We start from the raw sequence: 22652 nt of genomic DNA, 5'->3' as shown, positions 1-22652 counted from the left end.
TAGCTGCCTATAAGTATTATAGCTTTACTCCAAACTTTGCGCCCACGGCTTCCAAATCTTTCACTACAGCATCGAGCAGCGGCAGGCCTTCGAGCAGCCGGTGGGCGGCCATCTCGCGCTCGGGGTCACCGGGGATGAGCACGCGCTGATTTTCCACGGCCTTGGCTTCGCGGAAAGTCGTTATCCAGTTATCCATGTGGCTTTTAAATTCATCGGCCGGCCGAAAGGCATCGACGCGCATTGCGCCGAAGAAGTGACCTAGGCCTTGACCCACGGGGTTGGCCGAGGGCTGCAAGAAAGCTACGAAGGGCGGCACCCACGGCCCATAGTTGGCGCCGCTGAGTACGGCCGAAAAGATGTCGACCACCGCGCCCAAGCCGTAGCCCTTGTGCGAGCCGGTGGCGCCACCTAGGGGCTGCAACGCGCCGCCGTTTTTCACGGCATTGGCATCAGTGCTGGGGCGGCCTTCAGCATCTTGGGCCCAGCCTTCGGGGATGGGTAGGTTTTTGCGCTGCGCGATTTCGAGCTTGCCGTTGGCGGCCGTGGTAGTGGCCATGTCGAGCACAAAATCGGGCTGCTCGCCGGCCGGCACGGCCACCGCGATGGGGTTGGTACCTAGGAGCCGCTCAAGCGAGTAAGTGGGCGCCACGAGCGGCGAGGCGTTGGTCATAGCCACGCCTATCATGTCCTGAGCCAGGGCCAGCATGGCGTGGTAGCCCGCAATGCCGAAGTGGTTGGAGTTCTTCACCGACACCCAGCCAGTGCCCACCTGCTCGGCTTTTTGCATGGCCACGCGCATGGCTTTCGGCCCCACTACGAGCCCCAAGCCACCGTCGCCATCAACCACGGCCGTGCTGGGCGTTTCGTAGGTGACGCCCACCCTAGGGGTGGCATTGATGCGGCCTGCCTCCCAGAGGCGCACGTAGCCCGAAAGCCGCGCCACGCCGTGCGAGTCCACGCCCCGCAAATCGGCCGAAAGCAGGGTTTCGGTGGCTAACGTGGCATCAGCAGGCGGGCAGCCGATACTTAAGAATACCTGCTCGGCGAAGGTGAAAAGCTGTTGATAGGAAAACGTCATAGCGGAAACAAACTGCCCGATAGTCCGCGTCAGCGCGACGCAAGGGGAGGATTGATGAAATACAAACCTACTGGCCTTCTTAAAAGACTTTGGAGATTAAGTAGTTTATATAAAAATTTATTGTCTGTAAATCAATATTATACGCATTTTCAACGTAAATATTAGTTATAAACTAATATTTACGTTGAAAATGTACGTACTTCGTTTTGTCAAGCAAATCAAGTTTTTATGTCTACTCCCTTTCCTGAACTCACTCGCGCCGAAGAGCAGGTAATGCAAATTCTCTGGCGGCGTGGCCCCAGCGCCGTGAAAGACGTGTTAACTGACCTGCCCGCGCCCCAGCCGGCCCTTACCACCGTGAGCACCATCGTGCGGATACTGGAGCAAAAAGGCTTTGTGGGCTACGAGCCGGTGGGGCGCGGCTACCGCTATCACGCCCTAGTGGCGCAAGACGACTACCGCCGCTTTTCGCTGCGCAAGCTGCTGCGGGGCTACTTCGGCGGCTCGTTTACGCAGCTCGTTTCCTTCTTCGCCCAAGACGAAAACCTCGATGCCGCCCAGCTCGATGCCTTGCTGCGCCAGGCCCAGGCCGACGCCGATGCCGCCACCCCCGAAACCGACCCACAGCCGTGAACGCGCCCTTTCTACTAACCTGGCTGGTGGGCACGTTGCTACCCCTAGGTACCCTGTGGCTGGTATACCGGCTGGCGCTGCGTGGCGAGCGCTGCTTCGGCTATAACCGCGCGTTCTTGCTGCTGGCCCCGCTGCTAGCAGCCGCACTGCCCTTGCTGCCTCACCCGGCCTTGCCGCTATGGCTCAACAGCCCCGTTGTGGCCATGGCAGCCAGCAAAACTAGCGTAGCGGCGGTGCTGCTGCCGGTAGTGCAGACTGGGCAAGTAGCGGCCCCCTCCGTTGGGTGGTCGGCGTGGGAGTGGCTTGGGGCCGTTTACCTCGCTGGGGTCGCCCTAGGCCTGGGGCGGCTGGCCTGGCAGGTAGGGCGGCTGTGGTGGCTAGCCCGCCGCCTGCCCCGCGAGGTGCGGTCCGGCTACGTGCTAGCCTACACCGGGGGGCAGCTGCCGGCTAGCTCATTCGGCCGGGTCGTTTTCTGGGATGAAACGGCCAACCTACCGCCTGCCGAAGCTGCCGCCGTGCTCACCCACGAGCTGGCCCACGTGCAGCAGCGCCACACCTTCGATATACTGTGGCTCGAAGCGTGGCGGGCTGTGCTCTGGCCCAACCCTTTTGCCCACTTACTGCTGCCGGCCCTGCGCCTCACCCACGAGCTGCTGGCCGATGCCGAGGCGGCCAGCGGTGCAGCCCAGCCGGCGGCCTACCCCACGCTGCTGGCCCGACTAGCGGCTCAGCGGCTCAGTGGCCCGGCGTATTCTCCTTTGCTTCAGTCGTTCACCTTTTCCTTCACCCTTACCCGCATTGCCATGTTGCAGAATCAAAATCCCGTGCGCCGCTGGAAGCAGTGGCTCGTGTTTCCTGCCCTAGGTGGGTTATTTTTCATTGGTAGCCACGTAGCCCTTGCGCAAGGCGGGCCAGTGCCTAGCGCCGCGCAGCAAAAAGCTGACAAAGATGAGCTTCATCGTAAGGTGCGCGTGGCAATGCATGAAGACTCGATGCGTACGGGTGGCAAGTTTGAGCCGGGTACCGTGCAGCAGATTAATATCAAATACGCGGATAAACTGGGTGGGGATGTAGTTACCATTACACGTGTGCCCAAGCCGCACCCACTTCCTCCTGAATTCAGCAAAAGCGGCGCAAAAGTGTACGCCTATGTAGAGCAAATGCCAGCGCTACCCGGGGGAGGTGGGCAGCAGGCTATTTCGGCTGCAATCACGAGCAAGATTAAGTACCCAAAAGCTGCTCCTGGCGAAACCCTGCCCAGAGGTATGGTATTTGCCAACTTCACGGTGGACACTGACGGCACGGTGCAGGGGGCTAAGATAATGAAAGGCCTGAGTCCTGCTTTCGATGATGCAGTAATAGAGGCCATCAAGCAACTACCTCGTTTTGAGCCTGGCAAGCAGGATGGAAAGCCGGTGGCCGTAAGTTTTACGGTTCCGATACAGTTTACACAAAAGCCCTAGGTGTTTACCACCGTGCGGATACTAAGGCAAGAGCGCTTAGTAAGCTATGAGCCGGTGGGGCGCGGCTACCGCTATCACGCCCTGGCGGCACAAGACAACTAACGCCGCTTTCCGCTACACACGCTGCTGCGGGGCTACTTCGGCGGCTCGTTTCCTTCATCGCTCAAGACGAAAATCTCGACGCCGCCCAACTCGACGCCCCGCCCGCGCCCTGATTAAGCCACCTCCAAAGCCGACCCGCAACTATGAGCATTTCCTTTCTGCTAACCTGGCTGGCGGGCACACTGCTACCCCTAGGTGCCCTATGGCTAGTGTACCGGCTGGCGCTGCGTGGCGAGCGCTGCTTCGGCTACAACCGCGCTTTCTTGCTGCTGGCCCCGCTGCTAGCAGCCGCGCTGCCCTTGCTGCCTCACCCGGCCTTGCCGCTGTGGCTCAACAGCCCCGTTGTGGCCATGGCAGCCAGCAAAACTAGCGTAGCGGCGGTGCTGCTGCCGGTAGTGCAGACTGGGCAAGTAGCGGCCCCCTCCGTTGGGTGGTCGGCGTGGGAGTGGCTTGGGGCCGTTTACCTCGCTGGGGTCGCCCTAGGCCTGGGGCGGCTGGCCTGGCAGGTAGGGCGGCTGTGGTGGCTGGCCCACCGCCTGCCCCGCGAGGTGCGGCCCGGCTACGTGCTAGCCTATACTGGGGGGCAGCTGCCGGCTAGCTCATTCGGCCGGGTCGTTTTCTGGGATGAAACGGCCAACCTACCGCCTGCCGAAGCTGCCGCCGTGCTCACCCACGAGCTGGCCCACGTGCAGCAGCGCCACACCTTCGATATACTGTGGCTCGAAGCGTGGCGGGCTGTGCTCTGGCCCAACCCTTTTGCCCACTTACTGCTGCCGGCCCTGCGCCTCACTCACGAGCTGCTGGCCGACCGAGCCGCTGCTGGTGGCGCTTCCCAATCCATTGTTTACCCTGCCTTGCTAGCTCGCTTGGCAGCTCAGCAACTGGGTGGGGTAGCGTATTCCACACTTCTTCAGCCCTTCATATTTTCCTTCACCCTCACCCGCATTGCTATGTTGCAGAACCAAGTTCCCGTGCGTCGCTGGAAGCAGTGGCTCGTGTTGCCCGCTCTAGGTGGGTTGTTCTTTCTCGGTAGCCACGCGGCGCTGGCTCAAGTTGCGCCAGTGTCTGATGAGGCGCAGCAAAAAGCTTGGCTAGATGATATTGGTCGTAAAAGACGCCTAGCTGAGCGCGAAGACTCTATACGAACAGGGGGCAAGTATGAGCCGGGTACTACGCAGCAGGTCAATATCACTTATGGAAAGAAACCAGGTGAGGATGTTGTGACTATCACGCGAGTGCCGATACCGCCAGCTGCTCCACGGCCCACGACCAGTAGCGGCCAAAAAATTTATACTTATGTTGAGCAAATGCCGCAATTGCCCGGTGGAGGTGGGCAAGCAGCTATCGTGAAGACCATTCGGCAAAACGTGGAGTATCCAAAATCAATGACTAAAGGAAATACTCCAAAAGGCAGCGTTCTTGCGCAGTTTCTAGTGAATGACAAAGGCGAAGTGCGGGAAACTAAAATTGTGAAAGGCTTAAACCCAGCTCTTGATAATGCTGTGTTAGCTTCCATACAGCAGCTACCCCGCTTTGAGCCCGGCCGGCAAGATGGTAAGCCGGTTGCAGTAAGCTTTACTGTGCCCATAACATTTCTATAAGCTCTACGTGGCTAAATACCACTAGAAGAAATAAAGCCCGCCGGGCAAGCCCTTTGGCTCGCCCGGCGGGCTTTTAATTGCGCGGCACCTCGACTACTGCTGCTGTTGTTGCTGTTGCTGCTCCCACAGCAGATACTTGCGATAGGAGTTGACGGGGGCCTCAGCGGCGGGCGACTGCTGCACGTACACCGGCGCCTCGGTTACTTCGTCGGGTAGGCGAGGGGTGCCGTTTTCGATGTGCACCGAAACTTCCAAGGTGTGTGCGCCGGTGCCTTTGTAAGTGCCTTTGGTGGGCGTGCAGTCGGCAAACTCGCGGCCGATGGCCATGCGCACGTGCCCATCGTTGACGATGCAGTTGTTGGTGGGGTCGAGGCCCAGCCAGCCGTAGAACGGTACGTAAACCTCGACCCAGGCGTGAGTAGCGCCCGCCCCGCGCACGCCCTCTTGGCGGGGGCACACGTAGCCGCTCACGTAGCGGGCCGGCAGCCCCATAAGGCGCAGCAAGTAAAGCAGCATGTGCGCAAAGTCTTGGCACACGCCCGCCCGCAGCCGCCAGATTTCTTCGATGGGCGTTTCGATGCTGGTTACGCCCTGGCGGTACTCAAACTTATCGTGCACATATTCGGAGAGTTCGAGTGCCTGCTTCAGCGGCTTAGCCCCAAAAGTGACAATGCTCCCTAGTGCCGTCCGCAGCTCGGCCTCCAGCTCCGAATGCGGCGATTTTAGGAAGTCCATGAAGGCTACATCGGTGCGCAGGTTGGCCAGGTTTTCCCACTGCGTAGCGGTGGGTTCCTCATCCATCGGAAACTGGATGGCATGCGTTTCAACCTCGGCCACTGACTCAATCAGCAGCTCGGAATGCGGCGCAATGAGTGAGAAAACGCCGACCTGATTGCCGAAATAATCGGTGAACAGCGCTACCTCCGGCTGCCCCGTGATGCTCACGGTGTGGCTCTTTACCGTCAGCCGGTGGTCGGGCAGCGGGTATATCATCAGCTGGTTGGTGCAGTCGGTAACTGGCGCGGCGTAGGCGTAGCGCGTGCGATGCAGGATTTTATAGGTAGGCATAAGTTTAAATAGCAAGTCGATTTTGTCCTTGCGAGCACCGGGCCGGGCAGCAAGCGCACTTATTGAGCCGCGCCATCCTTAGTGCGCTTGCTGCCCGGCGCTCGCAAGGACAGACGCGTTAGGGTACCTTAGCCGTTGCCAAAGTACAGGTTGCTCAAGGCGGCCGTCACGTCCAGCAGTTCGCCTCGCACTTGGCCCAAAAATTGACCTAGGGCGCCGGGCTGCTGTGCATGCATGGTGCTGTAGGCTACCGTGGTGCGCGCCTTGCCAATGAGAAAGCGCAGCTGCTCGTAGCTCTCGGGCCGGCTTTTGTCCTTGAGGCGCTCGCAGTAGCGCAGCAGTTGCTCGAGGCTGTAGCGTAGCGAGTGCGGAAAGTCTGAATTGTAAAGCACCAGCTCTAGCACGCTGGTGGCGTCAATCTGGCCCTGGTAGGTTTTTACGTACAGCTCATAGCCCAGCAGACCGTAGAGCAGGTAGCGCAGCTCGGGCGAGTGCGCCACGTTTTCCTGGTCAAATAGATGCTGGTTTATGCGCAGTAAGTCAACCGTTTGTAGTGCGCGCTCCAGAAACTTGCCTAGCTTAAGGTAGAGGTAGCCTTCATCGCGGGGCATAGTGTTTTGGACCGTGCCCACATACAGCACGCCCTGCTGCGTAAGCGCATCGAGGCCCGATACGGGGTCTTCGCCGAGGGTAAGGTGCGCCATGTCGTCGCGCCTGATGAGGTGGTAGTAGTCATTGAGGCTCTGCCACACCTCCTTCGTAATGTGGTCTTGTACGGCGCGCGCATTCTCACGGCCCCGCACGATATTATGATAGACCGACGCCCCGTTTTCGCGGTCAAAAATGAGGTGGTAGAGTACCTGTGGCGTGTGCGGCGCCTTTTTGGCAATGTCCTCGTCACTGAGGTCGCCGAAGGCATACAGCAGCGGCAGCCAGCCCCAGTAGTGCGGCTCGTCTTGCGAAGCAATGTATTGAATACGAATAACCTGCAGCATGGCCTGGGTGCGCTCCATGTAGCGGCCCAGCCAGTAGATAGTGTCGGCAACGCGAGAAAGCATAAGGTTGTGCTAGCGTGTAACCCCACCCCCCGGCCCCCTCCCCTCCGGGAGAGGGGGAGCCTGACGATAGTGGTAAGCTTTGAGTAAAGTGCTGTTTATAAGTAAAAAAGCTGTCGAATTACATTGGGCTTCCCTCTCCCGGAGGGGAGGGGGCCGGGGGGTGGGGTTACACGCTAGCGCTTAATTCCCCAGCACCCACGTATCCTTGCTGCCCCCGCCCTGCGACGAATTCACAATCAGCGACCCTTCTCGTAGGGCTACCCGCGTGAGCCCGCCGGGCACAATGTCGATGCCCGAAGGCCCGCACAGCGCAAACGGCCGCAGGTCGATGCGCCTAGGTTGCAGTTTGCCGTCGATGTAGCACGGAGTAGACGAGAGGCTGATAATGGGCTGAGCAATGAAGCTGCGCGGGTCGCCCAGAATGGCTTGGCGAAAATCGGCCATCTCGGCCTCCGTAGCGGCGCTGCCGATGAGCATGCCGTAACCCCCGCTCTCGTTGGTGCGCTTAACCACCATCTTGTCCATGTCCTTGAAAACCAGCTCGCGGTGCTCGGCATTTTCGAGCTGGTAGGTAGGCACGTTTTTCAGAATCGGCTCCTCGCCTAGGTAATAGCGTATCATGTCGGGCACGTAGCAATACACGGCTTTGTCGTCGGCCACGCCGTTGCCCATGGCGTTGGCAATGGCGACGTTGCCCTTGCGGTAAGCCCAGTACAGGCCCGGCACGCCGAGGGCGCTGTCGGGCCGGAAGGCGAGTGGGTCGAGAAACTCATCATCGACGCGGCGGTAGATAACGTCCACTTTTTCCAGCCCCTTCGTGGTTTTCATGTACACAAAGTGGTTGTGCACGATGAGGTCGCGGCCCTCCACCAGCTGAATGCCCATGAGGCGGGCTAGGGTACTATGCTCAAAATACGCCGAGTTGTAGATGCCCGGCGAGAGCAGTACCACCGTGGGGTCGCTGGTCTGGTGGTCGGCCAGGGCCTGTAAGTTGCGGTACAGCAAATCGGGGTAGCCTTTGACCGGCAGCACGTTGCTTTTGGGCAGCAGGTCGGGGAAAATGCGGTACGTGATGCTGCGATTCTCCAGCATGTACGACACCCCGGAGGGCGTGCGCAGGTTATCCTCAAGCACGTAAAACTCGCCATCGTGGTCCCGAATGAGGTCCACACCCGCAATGTGCGTGTACACGTCGTGCGGCACCTGCACATTCATCATTTCGCGCAAAAACTGCGGGCACGAGTACACGAGCGCCGCCGGCACCACGCCATCCTTTAAGATAAACTGCTGGTGGTAAATATCTTTTAAAAAGATATTTAGCGCCTTCAACCGCTGCTTGATGCCCGCCTCGATACGCAGCCACTCGCTATTGGAGATAATGCGCGGAATAACATCGAACGGAAAAATCTTCTCTATCCCCTCACCGCTGCTATACACCGTGAACGTAATCCCCTGGCTCATAAAAAGCTTCTTGGCCAACTCGTCCTTGCGTGTCATTTCTGCGCCAGCTAGGTTTTCAAGCGCTGCCACAAAGGCCTGGTATTCGGGCCGCACCGCACCGGCCTGAAACATCTCATCCCATACCTGGGGCTGCTCGGGGTAAGAACTCAAAAGCGGATTGCTCGGCATGGCGTAGGTAGTATAGATTCAGGGGTGCTTTCAGATTGAAAATGCTATTTTAAAGACCCTAGGGGCTAAATAAACAACGTAAAATTTCAATTTATAGCTGAGTGGTATGCAAACCACCTTAAGAAATCATAGCTATCTAAAAAACGGCGATGCTAATGTTTGCCGCTGTTTGGTACTCAACTTCCCCGCCGCTTGTCCGTTCATAGCCACCATATCAAGCCAAATTCAGTGTGAAAATCTTTAGCTGCACCCACTGTGGGCAAGTAGTATATTTTGAAAACAGCCAGTGCGAAAAATGCCATTACCCGCTGGGTTTTGAATCTACCCAGCTCCAGCTGCGCCCACTGGTAGCCGAGCCCGACGGCCGCACCTATCGCACTTATAACGAGCTAGCTAGCAGCACATACGCTTATTGCCAAAACCACCAGCACGACGCTTGCAACTGGCTAGTGCCTACCGATAGCGCCACGCCCTTCTGCCTAGCTTGCGACCTCAATCGCACCATTCCTGACCTAGGGCAACCCGGCTTCTTGCAACGCTGGCAGAATATCGAAGTGGCCAAGCACCGCCTTGTATACAGCCTGCTGTGCCTGCACCTACCCGTGGTGAGCAAGCGCGTGTACCCTGACGAAGGCTTGCAATTTGATTTCAAAGCCGACGAAAGCCCCGAGCAGCGCGTCATGACGGGTCACGACAACGGGCTTATAACCATTAATATAGCGGAGGCCGATGCCATCGAGCGCGAGCAGGCCCGGCAGGCCATGCACGAGTTGTACCGCACGCTACTAGGTCACTTCCGCCACGAGGTGGGCCATTACTACTGGGACCGCCTTATCGCCAATTCGCCCCACCTAAAGGAGTTTCGGCAGATTTTTGGCGACGACCGCCAGGACTACGGCGAAGCCCTTAAAAGGCACTACGCCCAGGGCGCCCCGCCCGACTGGCAGCAGCACTTCATCAGCGCTTACGCCACCAGCCACCCCTGGGAAGACTGGGCTGAAACCTGGGCCCACTACCTCCACATCATCGACACACTGCAAACGGGCTCGGCCTACGGTCTGCGCCTTGAGCCCCTCGAAGAATTATCAGCGCAAGGCCTGCGCGCCGCCATTCAAGACCCCTATCAAATAGCTGATTTCGGTCAGATTATGGCCATGTGGCTGCCGCTCACTTTCGCGCTCAACAGCCTCAACCGCAGTATGGGCCAGCCCGACCCGTACCCCTTCATCATTAGCCCCGATGTACAGCGCAAGCTTGCCTTCATTCATAAAGTGGCCGGTGATAGGGTAGGGCTGGCCTCAAGCAAAAAGTAACTGGGACTTTGTAGTCCGAGCTACTTGCCTAGCAACTCGGCCAGCAGCCCTTCCTTCAAGGCAAATGCCGAGGTCGTAATGCGCATCAAACCGTAGGTTTTCAACACGTATTCCACAATCACGCTGGCTACCACTAGCATATCGGCCCGCATCGGGAACATACCGGGCAGGGCCACACGCTCGTCATGGTTTAGCGTGAGCAGCTGGGCGAAGTGTTGCTCAAAGTTGGATACCGACAGCCAGGTGCTGGGCGGCAGTTCGGCTTCCTTGCGCACGCGGCCCACCGTGAGGTCGGCAAGCGTGTCGAAGCTGCCGCTGCTGCCCACGAGGCCGGCTAGCGGCTTGTGCTCGGCAATAGCCGCCGTGAGTGGGGCCAGTACCTCGGCCAGGTAGGCGATTTGGGCGCGCAAGCTTTCGCGGGGAAACACGCCGCTGGGCTCGGTGAAAAACTTATCGAGCAGCCGCTGCGCGCCAATCTCGAAGCTCTGCTTCCAGAAAATCGTGTCCTCATTGGCAATGATGAACTCAACCGAGCCGCCGCCTATGTCCATCAGCAGGTGTTTTTCGGGACCTAGGGCCACTGCCTGCCGGATGCCTTTGGCAATGAGCTCGGCCTCGCGCTCGCCACCGATTACCTCTACCTGAATACCAGTTTGGTCCAGGATGTCGCGCACTAGGTCGGGGCCGTTGCGCGAGACGCGCATGGCGCTGGTGGCCGTGGCGCGCACCTCCGTTACCTGGTGCAATTCCATTTCTTCCTTGAAGCCGCGCAGCGTTTGGAGGGCGCGGGCGTAGGGCGCGGGCGCTATTTCACCGTGGCTGATGCCGCCTTCGCCCAGGCGCACGCCCACCTTGGTGCGTAGCAGCGTGTGCGGCGGCTGGCCAGGCTGGTCTTCCACAATAAGTAGGTGGAAGGTGTTGGTACCCATATCAATAAGGGCCAGGCGGCGGTGCTGCGATACTTGCTGATGCATCTAAAAAAGCGAAATTGGAATACGTGGTATAATTTAGCCGTAGGCCGCAAGATAAGAGCGGCGCCCGCGGATAAGGGTAGGCGGCTACCCGCGTAAACCCCAAAGCATGCCCGACGAAGAACTGGTTTCTACCAAAAAATGCCCCCATTGCCAGCAATGGTCGAGCTGGCGGCTGCAACCCACCGACCGGTGCGAGCACTGCGGCCAACTGCTCGACCCACAGGGCCATAGCCGCGCCCAGGAGCAAGCAGCCGCTGCGCAGCAGAAGCCGACCATTCGTCTGCTCGAAGTTGGGCCGGAGGACAAAGGCTTCACGCGCTTTTGGAAGACCATGGTGCGCGGTGGGCAGCTGCTGTTCATTGCCCTCATGGGCTTTTTCATCTGGCTAGTCACTGCCATTGCCTCGTAGTGCCCACCCGTTAGCAGGGCTGCGCCATCCGCTGGTGGTGGGCGCCGCGCTGGCGTATGGCAGCGGGCAACTGGCCCGGCGCTGGCTGCACTGGCCCCTGTCCGGGCTGCTGGGGGCCTACCTCGGCGATTTGCTATGCCTGCCCCTTATGCTGAGCGCGGCGCTGGCGCTGCACCGGGCGCTGATTTGCCGCACGGGCACGCTGCCGGGCTCGTGGGTGCTGGCCGCCTGGCTGGCCGTATCGGTTTGGTTTGAGGGCCTGCTGCCGCTGTGGTCGGCTCAGACTACCGCCGACCCGCTCGACGTGGTGGCCTATGCCCTGGGCGGGCTAGCCTTTCAGCGGTGGCTAAATAAACCCGTTTGCCACTGAGCCGCTACGTAGCGAAGCGGCAGAAGGTACCTAGGGGCAGCTTGCGCTTATTCGCGTCTTGCAGGTAGATTTCGCCTAGCTCCCGCACAGCTTTCTTGCCTGGGAAAATGGCCTTGGTCAAATTATCTAGTATCAGCCCCGAAAAGCCTAGCGAGTACAGGTTTATCACCAGGAAATGGTCCTCTGGGTCGAGTAGCTGCTGGCTGAGCTTGAGCATCTCGTTGAGTTCGTCTTCGAGTTGCCACTTCTCGCCATTGGGGCCACGGCCGTAGGCGGGCGGGTCTAGGATGAGACCTTGGTACTTGCTGCCACGCTTCACCTCGCGGCGCACGTATTTCATGGCGTCTTCGACCAGCCAACGCACGCCGTCGAGGCCGCTGGCTTCCATATTGTCGCGGGCCCAGAAGTTAACTTGCTTCACCGAGTCGAGGTGCGTGACGTCGGCCCCAGCGGCGCGGGCGGCCAGGGTGGCTGCGCCGGTGTAAGCAAATAAATTGAGCACCCTAGGCAGCTTGGCCTGGCGCTTACGAGTCTGGTTATAAATAAATTGCCAGTTGGTGTCTTGCTCCGGAAACAGCCCCACGTGCTTGAACGACGACAAACCCAGGCGGAAGCGCAGCTTCAGGCCATCGGGCCGTTCGTAGCCGATAACCCATTGCTCGGGCATGCCTTTTTTGAGATTCCACTGGCCTTTTTCAGTGCTACCGGGGGCGCGGGCGAAGGTGGCATCGGCGCGCTGCCACTCGCTGGCGGGCAGGGCCGTATCCCAGATGGCCTGCGGCTCGGGGCGGGCTAGCACGTACTTGCCGAAACGTTCGAGCTTTTGAAAATTACCGCTGTCGAGCAGCTCGTAGTCAGGCCAGGGCGAGGTGGTGAGAAAGTCGTACACAACGCAAAAGTACGCCCGCAGTAACTTTACCTGATGGTTCCCACCCGCTTACTGACTGCTTCTGCGCTACTAACTACCCTAGGCGGCCTGGCCGCGTGCTCGGGCCCAACCGCCTCATCCCCAGCCGAAGAATACTACGAGTGCCGCGAGGTGTACGAGCCCATTCGGGGCCAGTTGCTCGACCGCCACGGCGAGTCGCTGGTGGCCACGCGGGCGCACTACACGCTCACGCTGCCCAAGCTGGCCGAATTTGACACCGTGGCGTTTAACCAGCTTATGGGCTGGCCCGAGGGTGCGTTGCAGGCACGGGTATTTGCGGCGCGGCTGCCGGCAGGCCCTCCCCCCCGCCGCCCCGAGCTGGTGCCCGATTCGCTGGGCAATCTGCCGCCTGATACGGCCAAGCCCAAGCCCGCCCCACCTAGGGTGCAACGCTGGCCCATCGAACTGACCCTTACGCAGCCCGAAGCCGCTAGCCTGCGCCACCACGCCGCCGAGTGGCCGGGCCTGGTGGTGCGCCGCCGCCGCGAGCGCACCTACCTCACGCAGGCCGCCGCGCCGGTGCTGGGCTACCAGCCGGCCAATGCCGCGCCCTTCCTCTACCTGGCCCAAAAGCTGGAGCGTGGCCGCTACTACCGCCTGCGCAACCCCGGCATCGAGGGCTACTACAACGCCCTGCTAACCGGCCACCGGGGCGCCTACCACCCGCGCACCGATGGCCACGGCCGCGTGCACGGCCGCTGGGCCGCCGATACTATCTACCAAGCCGGGCAAGACTTGCACCTCAGCCTCGACGCCAAGCTGCAAGCCTATGCCGAGCGCCTGCTAGGCGAGCGCCGCGGCTACATCGTGGCTCTGGAGCCCAGCACCGGCGAAATCCTGGCTTGCGTGTCGGCCCCCGCCTACGACCCCGCCGTGCTCACGGCGCCCGGCCGCAACCCCGAGCGCCGCGCCCTGATTCAGGACCGCGAAAACCGACCGCTGCTCAACCGGCCCGCCGTGGCCGCTAGTCCGCCCGGCTCGGTGTTCAAGCTCGTGAATGCCGCTGTGGCCTTGCAGCTCGGGGCCATTACCAATAACACGTCGTTTCCCTGCGACCAGTCGCTCGTCAACTGCGTGCACCGGCACCCGCAGGCCCGCAACCTCACGCTGGCCCTCAAATACAGCTGCAATCCGTATTTCTACCAAACGCTGCGCGCCGTGGTGGAGCCGCGCCCCGACTCGGCCGCCACGCTGGCCGACACCGTAGCGGCCCGCCACACCAACCTAGGCGCGTGGCGGCGCTACGTGCGCTCGTTTGGCCTCGACACGCTGCTGGGCGTGGACATTGCCCGCGAGCAGCCCGGCTTTTTGCCCACGCCGGCGTATTACGACAAAGCGCGCCGCACCAAGAACTGGACGTTTAAATCCATCTACTCGCTCAGCATCGGGCAGGGCGAAATCAATCTAACAGGTTTGCAAATGGCTAATGTGCAAGCTATTATTGCCAATCGAGGGTGGTACATCACGCCGCACTTTGTGAAAGCTATCGGCCGCACTGGCAAGCCGTTGCCGCGCTTCCTCGAAAAGCACCGCACGCTGGTCGATAGCGCCAACATCGCGGCCCTCGTGCCCGGCATGGTGGCCGCCATGCAGCCTGGCGGCACCGCCGAGCTAGCCAGCCTCGCCGATGTTGGCATTACGGTAGCTGGCAAAACCGGCACCGTCCAAAACGACGAGGGCGACGACCACGCCACCTTCGCGGGCTTCGCTCCGGCCACTAAGCCTAGGATTGTGGTGGCGGTTTACATCGAGAATGCGGGCTTTGGCGGGCTGTCGGCCGCGCCCTGCGCCGCGCTCGTGATGGAGAAGTATTTGAAGGGCCACATCGCGCCCAAGCGCAAGAAGTGGGAAAACTGGCTGCGCTGCGGCAATCTGGCGAACCAGAGGCACTGACCTGATATGGTTACCTCGCCCCTCGGTTCGCTTGATGCGCGAAACCTTGGGGAGAAGAGGAGCCGAACGCACTCAATCGCGCTTCTATCATTATTCTATTAGGTACACCAAAAAGGGCTCGCAGCAGTGCTGAGAGCCCTTTTCTATTGTTCAGAAACTGTCGTCAAGCTCCCCATCTCCCCAGGCTTCGCGCATTAAGCGAGCCGGGGGTGGGGTGAGGTGCCCCGCGTGAGGTTTACTTCCCCGTCGCCAACTGCAACGTGCCGTCCTTCAGCCCTGCTGCCGAAGCATTCACCTGCACCGCGCCGGCCTTTTCACCGGCCTGTACTATCGCCACGAGCTGCCCTTGGAAGGCGTGCATCTGGGGCTTCTGGAAAGCCTCTAGGTTGGTGGCGTCGCCGTTGCCGACGGCGCGGAACGTGCCCGCGCCGCTCACCGCGAAGCGGAGCTCGTTGGTGGCGTCGGGGCAGAGGTTACCCTGCGCATCTTCGACGCGGGCGGTGATGTAGGCCAGGTCCTGGCCGTCGGCAGTAAGCTTCTGGCGGTCGGTTACCAGCTTGATGTGGTGGGGCGCGCCGGCCGTACGAATTTCCTCCGTACCAATGGTTTTGCCCTGGGCGTCGTAGGCCACTACCTTGATGCTACCGGGCTGGTACACTACATCTTTCCACTGCAAGCGGTAACGGGTTTGCGGGTCGGTGGCGCCTGGGCCGGCTTTGGTTTGGCGACCCTGGCTTTTGCCGTTTACGAAGAGCTCGGCCGACGCACCATTAGTGTAGCAGAACACGGGTGTTACTTTGCCTTCGCGGCCGGGCCAGGTCCAGTGCGGCAGCAGGTGCACGGTGGGCTGAGCGGGGTTCCAGCGGGCGCGATAGAGGTAGTACCGGTCTTTGGGTTGGCTGGCTAGGTCAATAATGCCGAAGTACGAGCTGTGCGACGGCCACTTTTCATCATAAGGCGTGGGCTCGCCGAGGTAGTCGAAGCCCGTCCACACAAACTCGCCCATCGCGTACGGCAGGTCGTCCTGGGCCGCAAACTCAATATCCGGAATCTGCGACCAGGGGCAGTATTCGAGGTCATAGCTCGACGACTGATTATCGGGGTAGCGCATTTCCTTGCCTAGCACAGCCGGAAACTTGTACACCCCGCGCGAGCTCACCGTAGAGGCCGTTTCGGAACCTAGGAGGAAGCCCTGCGGCAATTTGCTATGCGCATCGGCGTACCAATGGGGCTTGTAGTTGAAGCCCGGAATGTCGAGCACGGCCGCGATGCCGTACTTTAAGTCGTCGGCGTAGCGGTCCATGCCCATGGTCACGGGGCGGGTAGGGTCTTCGCGGTGCACAATGTCTTGCAGGCGCTTCGCAATGGCCGGGCCGTTGGGGTTGCTTTGGTCGGGTACCTCGTTGCCAATGCTCCACATAATGGCCGAGGGGTGGTTGCGGTCGCGGTGCACCATGTTCACCAGGTCCTTCTCTACCCACTGGTCGAAGTACTGGCTGTAGCCGTTCTTCACCTTCGGCGTCTTCCACTCGTCAAACGACTCCACCATCACCATAAAGCCCATCTCATCGCAGAGCGTCATCAGCTCGGGCGCGGGCATGTTGTGCGAAGTGCGAATGGCATCGCAGCCCATGTCCTTGAGGATAGTCAGCTGGTGACGCAGCGCCGCCACGTTGATGGCCGTGCCCAGCGGCCCTAGGTCGTGGTGGTTGCACACGCCCTTAAACTTGCGCGGCTGGCCATTTAGCGAGAAGCCTTTTTCCTTCTCAAACTTAAACGTGCGAATGCCGAACGGCGTCTCGTACTTGTCTTGTATCACCTTGCCCATCATCAGCCTCGAAGCAGCGGTGTACATAGTCGGCGTTTCTGGCGACCACAGCTTGGGTGACGTTACTGTGAACGTTTGCTCGGTTTCCTGGCCCACCGTTACGGGCGTGCTGGCCTGTGCTACCATCTGGCCTTTGGCGTCGAGCAGGGCGGTGTACAGGATGAGGCCGGGCGTGCCGGCGGGTACTTCCACCTTGGTTTTGAGCTTGACGGTGGCCGAGGCCGCCGATACCTCGGGCGTGGTGAGGTAAGTGCCCCACACCGGCACGTGCGCGCCCGGCGTGGTGATGAGGTGCACGTTGCGGTACAGGCCCGCCCCTGGGTACCAGCGCGACGCTTCGGTCTGGTTTTCGAGGCGCACGGCCAGCGTATTGGAGCCTTTAGCGTTCAGGTGCGGCGTGATATCTACCGAAAACGAGTTGTAGCCGTAGGGCCAAAACATCACTTCCTTCCCATTGATATACACGCGAGCGTTGCTCATGGCGCCATCAAACAGCAGCACCGCTCGGCCATCCTTACCTAGGGCGGGTACATTCAGCTGGCGCCGATACCAGCCCACCCCGATGAACGGCAGGCCGCCCGTGCGGCCCGATTTCAGCGTGGCTTCTTTCTCGCCATTCTGCTCTATTTTAACCACTTGCTGGTCGTTGCGGCCATCGAAAGGGCCCGTAATGGCCCAGTCGTGCGGAATGCGCACGGCCTGCCACTTGGCATCGTTAAACTCGGGCTTGGCCCCGTTGGGCTGGTCACCTTTAGTAAATTTCCAGCCGCTGGTAAGCAGCGTTTCCTGGCGGGTTTGGGCGGCGGCGGGCAGGCTAGTGGCCAGCAGTAGCGCAGCCGCTACATGTTTAGAAAAAAGCATAGCGTGGGGGTAAATAGCACCAGCCGCAGCCAATAAGCTGCAGCATTGGCCCGGCAAGTTAAAGCCACTAGTTTGGGCCGCGCCCCGATTGTGCCGAAATTCGCCTGCTTACAGCTGCTTTACATGAGTTTGACCTTTCATAAATACCAAGGCACCGGCAACGACTTCGTCATCATCGACGACCGTGCCGCGCAGTTTGACCCCACCGACCAGGCCCGCATTGCGGCGCTCTGCCACCGCCGCTTCGGCATTGGGGCCGATGGCCTCATGCTGCTGCGCAACCGCGAAGGCTACGACTTCGAGATGGTATATTTCAACGCCGATGGCGCGCCCAGCAGCATGTGTGGCAACGGTGGCCGCTGCCTCGTGGCCTTCGCCAAGTACCTAGGGGTCATCGAGACTAAAGCTCATTTCCTGGCCGTAGATGGCCCACACGAGGCCCGCGTAGAAGCCGACGGCACCGTGCGCCTCAAGATGATAGACGTAGCAGCCCCGCAGCCCGCCGACGTAGGGGAGGAGGACGTATTTCTGCACACCGGCTCGCCCCACCACATCCACTTCCTCGACCCCGAAGAGTCGCCGAGCTTGGCCGAGTTCAACGTATTTGCCGCGGGCCACGACATCCGCTACGACCAAGCCTACGACCCGGCCGGCACCAACGTCAACTTTGTGCAGGTGCCCGCCGACCCCACCCAGCTCTGGCCCGTGCGCACCTACGAGCGCGGCGTCGAAGACGAAACCTACTCCTGCGGCACGGGCGTCACGGCCGTAGCGCTGGCTGCTTCGCAGCGCGGCGCGGCTTCGCCAGTGCGCCTGAGCACGCCCGGTGGCGGGCTAGAGGTATCGTTTGAAACGCAGGCCAACGGCAGCTTCACCAATGTGTGGCTGAGCGGCCCGGCCGTGCGCGTGTTTGGGGGCGAAATCGCCTAGGTCGTTATTCTTGGTCGTTTGTATAAGAAGCGATGTCTAAAGACCCAGCTCACGCTCAAAATTTCGCCGCAGACGACCAAGCCAGCGTCTCACTTCGTGCACTAGAGCCAGAAGATTTAGAATTTTTATTTGCTCTCGAAAACGACCCCGACCTGTGGGCCGTTTCTGACGTGCTGCCCGCGCCTATTTCGCGCCACGCTCTGCGCGAATACCTGCGCCACAGCGCCGCCAGCCTCGCCGAAGCTGGGCAGATGCGCTTGATAATCAGTAACGAAAAGAAGCAGGCCGTGGGCACCCTCGACCTTTACGAGTATTCGGCGTTGCACCAGCGGGCTGGCGTGGGCATCGCGGTGCTCCAAAGTGAGCGCCGGCGCGGCTATGCCCAGGCAGCACTACAAAAGCTGCTGCCCTACGCCCGCGAAGCGCTACGGCTGCACCAATTGTACTGCACCATTGCTGTAGATAACGAGGCGAGCATCAGGCTGTTCGAGCGGGTCGGCTTTCGGTGGGTTGGCCTACGCCAACAGTGGCTACGTAATACTACCGGTACGGGATGGGTAGATGCCGCAGAAATGCAACTTTTACTTAGAAAATAGCAGAAAATTGAAGGTAAAAACCACTATTTTAAACCCGGCCATATCCTTTCCGTAGGGTCCTTCGTATAAGTAGGCAAGTGCTGCCCGTAGCCAGATGTTTTGCCTGGCTGGTGCGGCTCAAAGCTCTTTCCTATCTTTTTTCATGCCGCTTTCTACTCTGGCGGAGGTACCTACGCGTGCCGCCTCCACCGCCCCGGCCGCGGACCAAGCCGACTCTAATTCCCTTACGTATTCGCTGCCCGATTTGGTTTGCTTCGCGCACCTTCATTGGGATTTTGTATGGCAGCGCCCTCAGCATTTGCTGTCGCGCTTTGCTCAGTACGGACGAGTTTTTTATGTTGAGGATGCTTTCTTCCATGCCGATGACCTCATCGAGCCGCACATGGAAGTGAAGGAGCGGCAAAATGGGGTGAAAGTATTGGTAGTGCATTTGCCTGGCCGCCTACGCGGCGACGAAGCGGCCGCCGACCAAGCGCAGGTAGACGTGTTGAAGCAGTTTTTTACCGACAACGACGTCACTACCTACGCCTTCTGGATTTATACGCCTATGGCTATGAGTCGGGCGCGGCACTTCCAGCCGGTGCTCACGGTATACGATTGCATGGATGAGCTGGCCCAGTTCAAGTTTGCTCCGCCGGAGCTACGCCAGCGCGAACAAGAGTTATTCGAAAAAGCCGACCTCGTTTTCACGGGTGGGCAGCGCCTCTACGAAGCCAAGCGCGAGCAACATGCCGATGCTCACGCTTTTCCGAGCAGCATTGATAAGCAACATTTTGGCCAGGCCCGCGACAACAAATTAGCTGAGCCCGCCGACCAGGTAGGTATTGCGCACCCGCGCATCGGGTTCTTCGGGGTAGTAGATGAGCGCCTCGATATCGAGCTATTGGGCCAGCTGGCCACGAACCATCCGGAGTGGCAATTCGTAATAATCGGGCCGGTGGTTAAAATTGACCCCGCATCTTTGCCGCACAACGCCAATATTCATTACTTAGGCGGTAAGGATTATCAAGAACTTCCCGCCTACCTTCGTGGCTGGGATGTGGCCACCCTACTCTTCGCTCGTAACGAGAGCACGGAGTTTATCTCTCCCACCAAAACGCCTGAATACCTGGCCGCTGGCCGGCCGGTAGTGAGCACCAGCATCCGCGATGTGGTGCGCCCTTACGGCGACCTGAACCTCGTACAAATTGCCGACGACCCGCGGGAATTCGGCCAAGCCATCGCCCGCGCCCTCGAGCAAGGCAAGGATGCTAGCTGGCGCACTCGCACTGACGACTACCTAGCTACCATCAGCTGGGACCTCACCTGGCAGAACATGGTGCAGCTCATGCAGAGCCGCCTCACTGCCAAAGACCAACCAACTCGCGCTTTACCTGCTTAGCAGCAACCTTATTTACGAGTTCTCTCACAGCTTTTTATTTACTCCTTTTCCAATCATCCCCCCTTTATGTTCGACTATCTCATCGTTGGAGCCGGCTTCGCCGGCAGCGTCCTAGCCGAGCGGCTCGCCACCCGGAGCAACAAGAAAGTGCTCGTTATTGATAAGCGTAGCCACATTGGGGGCAATGCCTACGACCACTATAACGAGGACGGCATCCTGATTCACAAGTACGGCCCGCACATCTTTCACACCAACTCGAAGGATGTATTCGACTACCTAGGCAACTTCACCGAGTGGCGTCCTTACGAGCACCGTGTGCTCGCCTCGGTAGACGGCCAACTGGTGCCGATGCCGATTAACCTCGATACCATCAATAAGTTGTATGGGCTGAAGCTGACCAGCTTTGAGGTAGAGCAGTTCTTCGAGTCGGTAGCTGAGCAAGTGCCCGTTATCAAAACGTCGGAAGACGTAGTAGTGAGCAAGGTAGGCCGTGAGCTGTACAACAAATTCTTCAAGAACTACACCAACAAGCAGTGGGGCCTCGACCCCTCGCAGCTAGATAAGTCGGTGACAAGCCGCGTGCCCACCCGCACCAACCGCGACGACCGGTACTTCACCGATACGTTCCAGGCTATGCCGCTGCACGGCTACACCCGCATGTTTGAAAAGATGCTCGACCACCCGAACATCAAAATCATGCTGAACACCGACTATAAAGAAATTGTGAAATTTATTCCGTTCAAGGAAATGATTTTCACGGGTCCGGTCGATGAATATTTCGACTTCCAGTTTGGCAAGCTGCCCTACCGCTCGCTCGAGTTCAAGCACGACACCCTGAACGAGGAGCAGCACCTGGCCGCCCCGGTGGTAAACTTCCCCAACGAGCACGCTTACACCCGTATCACTGAGTTTAAGGCCCTCACCGGCCAGAAGCACTCTAAAACGGCCATCGTGTACGAGTACCCACAGGCCGAGGGTGACCCTTACTACCCCATCCCGATGCCGGAAAACGCTGAATTGTACGCCAAGTACAAAAAGGCAGCCGACGAAACGCCGAATGTTCACTTCGTGGGCCGCTTGGCTACTTACAAGTACTACAACATGGACCAGGTAGTAGCCCAGGCCCTGACGCTGTACAAGAAGCTGACCGACAAAGAAGAGGCTGCGAAGCCCGTGCGTCCGGCCATCGCTGGTTCTACCTCGCTGGTAGAGAAGCTCATCAACCGCGAGCCTTCTAAAGAATAGTATCGACTTGCGTTTAATAGCCGTACAAAAAGCCTCCCCTACCTAGGGGAGGCTTTTTGCTTTTCTACCTAGCTTATGCAGCCCTTCAAGATAGAGGTGCCCCAGCCCGTGCTGGACGACCTGCACTACCGCCTAGCCCACACCCGCTGGCCTGACCAGCTAGCGGATGCCGATTGGGACTATGGCACCAACCGTGCGTATTTGCAGCAGCTAGCTGCTTATTGGCAAAATACTTACGATTGGCGGGCCCAGGAGGCCAAGCTTAATGAGTTTGCCTAGTTCACAGCCGATGTGGAGGACCTAGTGTTGCATTTCATCCACATCGAAGGCAAAGGCCCTAACCCGGTGCCGTTGCTGCTGGTGCACGGCTGGCCCGATTCATTTTTTCGGATGGTGAAGCTCATTCCCCTGCTCACCGACCCGGCCGCGCACGGCGGGCGGGCCGAAGATGCCTTCACGGTGATAGTGCCTAACCTGCCGGGCTACGGCTTCTCGGCGCGCCCCACCGAGAAAGGCTACGACCCGAAGCGCATGGCCGACGTGCTGGCTAAACTCATGACCAAGACCCTAGGCTACAAAAAGTATGTAGCGCACGGCGGCGACTGGGGCAGCAGCATCGTGGAGCAGTTGGCCCTGAACCACGCCGACAACCTGTTGGGTATTCACCTCACTGATGTGCCCGCCAGCCATGCCAAGACGGCCGACAAGCTGTCCAATTTGTCGCTGGCCGAAAAAGCCTTTGTAGTGAAAAACAAAGCTTGGCAGGAAAAAGAGGCTGGCTACCAGAAAATACAAGGCACCAAGCCCGAAACGCTGGCCTATGGTCTCAACGATTCGCCGGTAGGCCTCCTAGGGTGGATTATCGAGAAATTCCACGCCTGGAGTGACCATGACGGCAACATCGAGCACACGTTTACCAAGGACGACCTACTCACCAACGTCATGATTTATTGGGTGACGCAAACCATCGGCTCGTCGGTGCGGCTTTACTATGAAGCTATGCACAGCCCCTCGTTAGCGGCTCCTACACATACCAAGGTGCCCACCGGTTTTGCCATTTTCCCGGAGGATATTACGCCCGCCCCCCGCGAATTTGCCGAGCGCTTCTTCAATGTGCAGCACTGGACCGAGATGCCCCGCGGAGGGCACTTCGCCGCTCTCGAAGAACCGGGCTTACTGGTAGCAGACCTTCGCGAGTTTGTATGGCCCTTGCGCAAAGAAAATAGCTAGCGTGCGCCTAGGTGCCTCTAGAATGTAGTTAGCCATCTTAACTGTTGCTGCCATGAAGCGTT

18 protein-coding genes and 1 pseudogene are annotated in these 22652 nt (G+C 59.5%); 12 read left to right on the top strand and 7 right to left on the bottom strand.

Annotated features, from left to right (window positions below):
- Positions 1 to 16: 16 nt before the first annotated feature.
- Positions 17 to 1078, bottom strand: coding sequence for an Ldh family oxidoreductase (locus JAO77_RS17785; RefSeq protein WP_198991748.1), 1062 nt, complete (start codon positions 1076 to 1078; stop codon positions 17 to 19).
- A gap of 228 nt (positions 1079 to 1306) precedes the next feature.
- On the opposite strand from JAO77_RS17785, the gene JAO77_RS17780 reads away from it, so the two are divergent.
- From JAO77_RS17780 to JAO77_RS17770, 3 genes are all read left to right on the top strand, one after another.
- On the top strand, positions 1307 to 1711 hold the full coding sequence (locus tag JAO77_RS17780) for a BlaI/MecI/CopY family transcriptional regulator (RefSeq protein WP_198991747.1): 405 nt from the start codon (positions 1307 to 1309) through the stop codon (positions 1709 to 1711).
- Entirely contained in the window at positions 1708 to 3174 is a 1467-nt protein-coding gene (locus JAO77_RS17775) for a TonB family protein (RefSeq protein ID WP_198991746.1), read from the top strand. Before JAO77_RS17780 ends, JAO77_RS17775 begins: the two co-directional genes overlap by 4 nt.
- Positions 3175 to 3419: 245 nt before the next feature.
- On the top strand, positions 3420 to 4877 hold the full coding sequence (locus tag JAO77_RS17770; protein ID WP_198991745.1) for a TonB family protein: 1458 nt from the start codon (positions 3420 to 3422) through the stop codon (positions 4875 to 4877).
- 93 nt (positions 4878 to 4970) lie between these two features.
- Here JAO77_RS17770 and JAO77_RS17765 read toward each other — a convergent pair whose 3' ends face one another.
- The 3 genes from JAO77_RS17765 to JAO77_RS17755 all read right to left on the bottom strand — a co-directional run bounded on the left by JAO77_RS17765 (position 4971) and on the right by JAO77_RS17755 (position 8614).
- On the bottom strand, positions 4971 to 5945 hold the full coding sequence (locus tag JAO77_RS17765) for a transglutaminase family protein (protein WP_198991744.1): 975 nt from the start codon (positions 5943 to 5945) through the stop codon (positions 4971 to 4973).
- Positions 5946 to 6073: 128 nt separating this feature from the next.
- Complete coding sequence (locus tag JAO77_RS17760) at positions 6074 to 7003, bottom strand: alpha-E domain-containing protein (protein ID WP_198991743.1); 930 nt, start codon at positions 7001 to 7003, stop codon at positions 6074 to 6076.
- A 180-nt stretch (positions 7004 to 7183) separates the two neighbouring features.
- Positions 7184 to 8614 carry a circularly permuted type 2 ATP-grasp protein gene (locus tag JAO77_RS17755; RefSeq protein ID WP_235998493.1) on the bottom strand — a complete coding sequence of 477 codons (1431 nt, stop codon included), beginning with the start codon at positions 8612 to 8614 and terminating at the stop codon, positions 7184 to 7186.
- Positions 8615 to 8862: 248 nt separating this feature from the next.
- Between JAO77_RS17755 and JAO77_RS17750 the strand changes: the two genes are divergently transcribed.
- A complete protein-coding gene (locus tag JAO77_RS17750) occupies positions 8863 to 9945 on the top strand; it encodes a zinc-binding metallopeptidase family protein (protein ID WP_198991741.1) in 1083 nt (360 codons plus the stop codon).
- 20 nt (positions 9946 to 9965) lie between these two features.
- Here the strand turns inward: JAO77_RS17750 and JAO77_RS17745 are convergent, their stop codons facing one another.
- Entirely contained in the window at positions 9966 to 10919 is a 954-nt protein-coding gene (locus JAO77_RS17745; protein ID WP_198991740.1) for a Ppx/GppA phosphatase family protein, read from the bottom strand.
- 106 nt (positions 10920 to 11025) lie between these two features.
- On the opposite strand from JAO77_RS17745, the gene JAO77_RS17740 reads away from it, so the two are divergent.
- Positions 11026 to 11328, top strand: coding sequence for a hypothetical protein (locus JAO77_RS17740; RefSeq protein ID WP_198991739.1), 303 nt, complete (start codon positions 11026 to 11028; stop codon positions 11326 to 11328).
- The gene (locus JAO77_RS17735; RefSeq protein ID WP_198991738.1) at positions 11318 to 11698 is read left to right on the top strand and encodes a hypothetical protein; all 381 of its coding nucleotides are present in this window, start codon (positions 11318 to 11320) and stop codon (positions 11696 to 11698) included. The genes JAO77_RS17740 and JAO77_RS17735 overlap by 11 nt, the downstream gene beginning before the upstream one ends.
- Before the next feature lie 4 nt (positions 11699 to 11702).
- On the opposite strand, the gene JAO77_RS17730 is transcribed toward JAO77_RS17735, so the two are convergent.
- Positions 11703 to 12587: a class I SAM-dependent methyltransferase gene (locus JAO77_RS17730; protein WP_198991737.1), complete on the bottom strand. Its 885-nt coding sequence runs from the start codon at positions 12585 to 12587 to the stop codon at positions 11703 to 11705.
- Positions 12588 to 12620: 33 nt separating this feature from the next.
- On the opposite strand from JAO77_RS17730, the gene JAO77_RS17725 reads away from it, so the two are divergent.
- Positions 12621 to 14519 carry a peptidoglycan D,D-transpeptidase FtsI family protein gene (locus JAO77_RS17725; RefSeq protein ID WP_198991736.1) on the top strand — a complete coding sequence of 633 codons (1899 nt, stop codon included), beginning with the start codon at positions 12621 to 12623 and terminating at the stop codon, positions 14517 to 14519.
- 235 nt (positions 14520 to 14754) lie between these two features.
- On the opposite strand, the gene galB is transcribed toward JAO77_RS17725, so the two are convergent.
- On the bottom strand, positions 14755 to 17208 hold the full coding sequence (galB, locus tag JAO77_RS17720; RefSeq protein ID WP_198991735.1) for a beta-galactosidase GalB: 2454 nt from the start codon (positions 17206 to 17208) through the stop codon (positions 14755 to 14757).
- A 123-nt stretch (positions 17209 to 17331) separates the two neighbouring features.
- On the opposite strand from galB, the gene dapF reads away from it, so the two are divergent.
- The 5 genes and pseudogenes from dapF to JAO77_RS17695 all read left to right on the top strand — a co-directional run bounded on the left by dapF (position 17332) and on the right by JAO77_RS17695 (position 22590).
- The gene (gene dapF, locus JAO77_RS17715) at positions 17332 to 18138 is read left to right on the top strand and encodes a diaminopimelate epimerase (RefSeq protein ID WP_198991734.1); all 807 of its coding nucleotides are present in this window, start codon (positions 17332 to 17334) and stop codon (positions 18136 to 18138) included.
- A 32-nt stretch (positions 18139 to 18170) separates the two neighbouring features.
- Positions 18171 to 18734: a GNAT family N-acetyltransferase gene (locus JAO77_RS17710; protein WP_198991733.1), complete on the top strand. Its 564-nt coding sequence runs from the start codon at positions 18171 to 18173 to the stop codon at positions 18732 to 18734.
- 142 nt (positions 18735 to 18876) lie between these two features.
- On the top strand, positions 18877 to 20115 hold the full coding sequence (locus JAO77_RS17705) for a glycosyltransferase family 1 protein (protein WP_198991732.1): 1239 nt from the start codon (positions 18877 to 18879) through the stop codon (positions 20113 to 20115).
- 66 nt (positions 20116 to 20181) lie between these two features.
- Positions 20182 to 21360 (top strand): UDP-galactopyranose mutase, encoded by a 1179-nt coding sequence (gene glf, locus JAO77_RS17700; protein WP_198991731.1) that lies wholly within the window; start codon positions 20182 to 20184, stop codon positions 21358 to 21360.
- A 75-nt stretch (positions 21361 to 21435) separates the two neighbouring features.
- Positions 21436 to 22590 (top strand): annotated as a pseudogene (locus JAO77_RS17695) (epoxide hydrolase family protein).
- The last annotated feature ends 62 nt before the right edge of the window (positions 22591 to 22652 follow it).

Origin of the sequence: Hymenobacter sp. BT559 (assembly GCF_016427535.1) — a bacterium.
Taxonomy (GTDB): Bacteria; Bacteroidota; Bacteroidia; order Cytophagales; family Hymenobacteraceae; genus Hymenobacter.
The sequence above is the reverse complement of the archived record's forward strand: the minus strand, read 5'-3'. Positions and strand labels throughout refer to the sequence as shown.

Excerpts from the sequence above, each read along its gene's own strand:
- JAO77_RS17785 (WP_198991748.1), bottom strand. The coding sequence starts at position 1,078 with ATGACGTTTTCCTATCAACAGCTTTTCACCTTCGCCGAGCAGGTATTC.
- JAO77_RS17780 (WP_198991747.1), top strand. The coding sequence starts at position 1,307 with ATGTCTACTCCCTTTCCTGAACTCACTCGCGCCGAAGAGCAGGTAATG.
- JAO77_RS17770 (WP_198991745.1), top strand. The coding sequence starts at position 3,420 with ATGAGCATTTCCTTTCTGCTAACCTGGCTGGCGGGCACACTGCTACCC.
- JAO77_RS17765 (WP_198991744.1), bottom strand. The coding sequence starts at position 5,945 with ATGCCTACCTATAAAATCCTGCATCGCACGCGCTACGCCTACGCCGCG.
- JAO77_RS17760 (WP_198991743.1), bottom strand. The coding sequence starts at position 7,003 with ATGCTTTCTCGCGTTGCCGACACTATCTACTGGCTGGGCCGCTACATG.
- JAO77_RS17745 (WP_198991740.1), bottom strand. The coding sequence starts at position 10,919 with ATGCATCAGCAAGTATCGCAGCACCGCCGCCTGGCCCTTATTGATATG.
- JAO77_RS17740 (WP_198991739.1), top strand. The coding sequence starts at position 11,026 with ATGCCCGACGAAGAACTGGTTTCTACCAAAAAATGCCCCCATTGCCAG.
- JAO77_RS17725 (WP_198991736.1), top strand. The coding sequence starts at position 12,621 with ATGGTTCCCACCCGCTTACTGACTGCTTCTGCGCTACTAACTACCCTA.
- galB (WP_198991735.1), bottom strand. The coding sequence starts at position 17,208 with ATGCTTTTTTCTAAACATGTAGCGGCTGCGCTACTGCTGGCCACTAGC.
- dapF (WP_198991734.1), top strand. The coding sequence starts at position 17,332 with ATGAGTTTGACCTTTCATAAATACCAAGGCACCGGCAACGACTTCGTC.
- JAO77_RS17710 (WP_198991733.1), top strand. The coding sequence starts at position 18,171 with ATGTCTAAAGACCCAGCTCACGCTCAAAATTTCGCCGCAGACGACCAA.
- JAO77_RS17705 (WP_198991732.1), top strand. The coding sequence starts at position 18,877 with ATGCCGCTTTCTACTCTGGCGGAGGTACCTACGCGTGCCGCCTCCACC.
- glf (WP_198991731.1), top strand. The coding sequence starts at position 20,182 with ATGTTCGACTATCTCATCGTTGGAGCCGGCTTCGCCGGCAGCGTCCTA.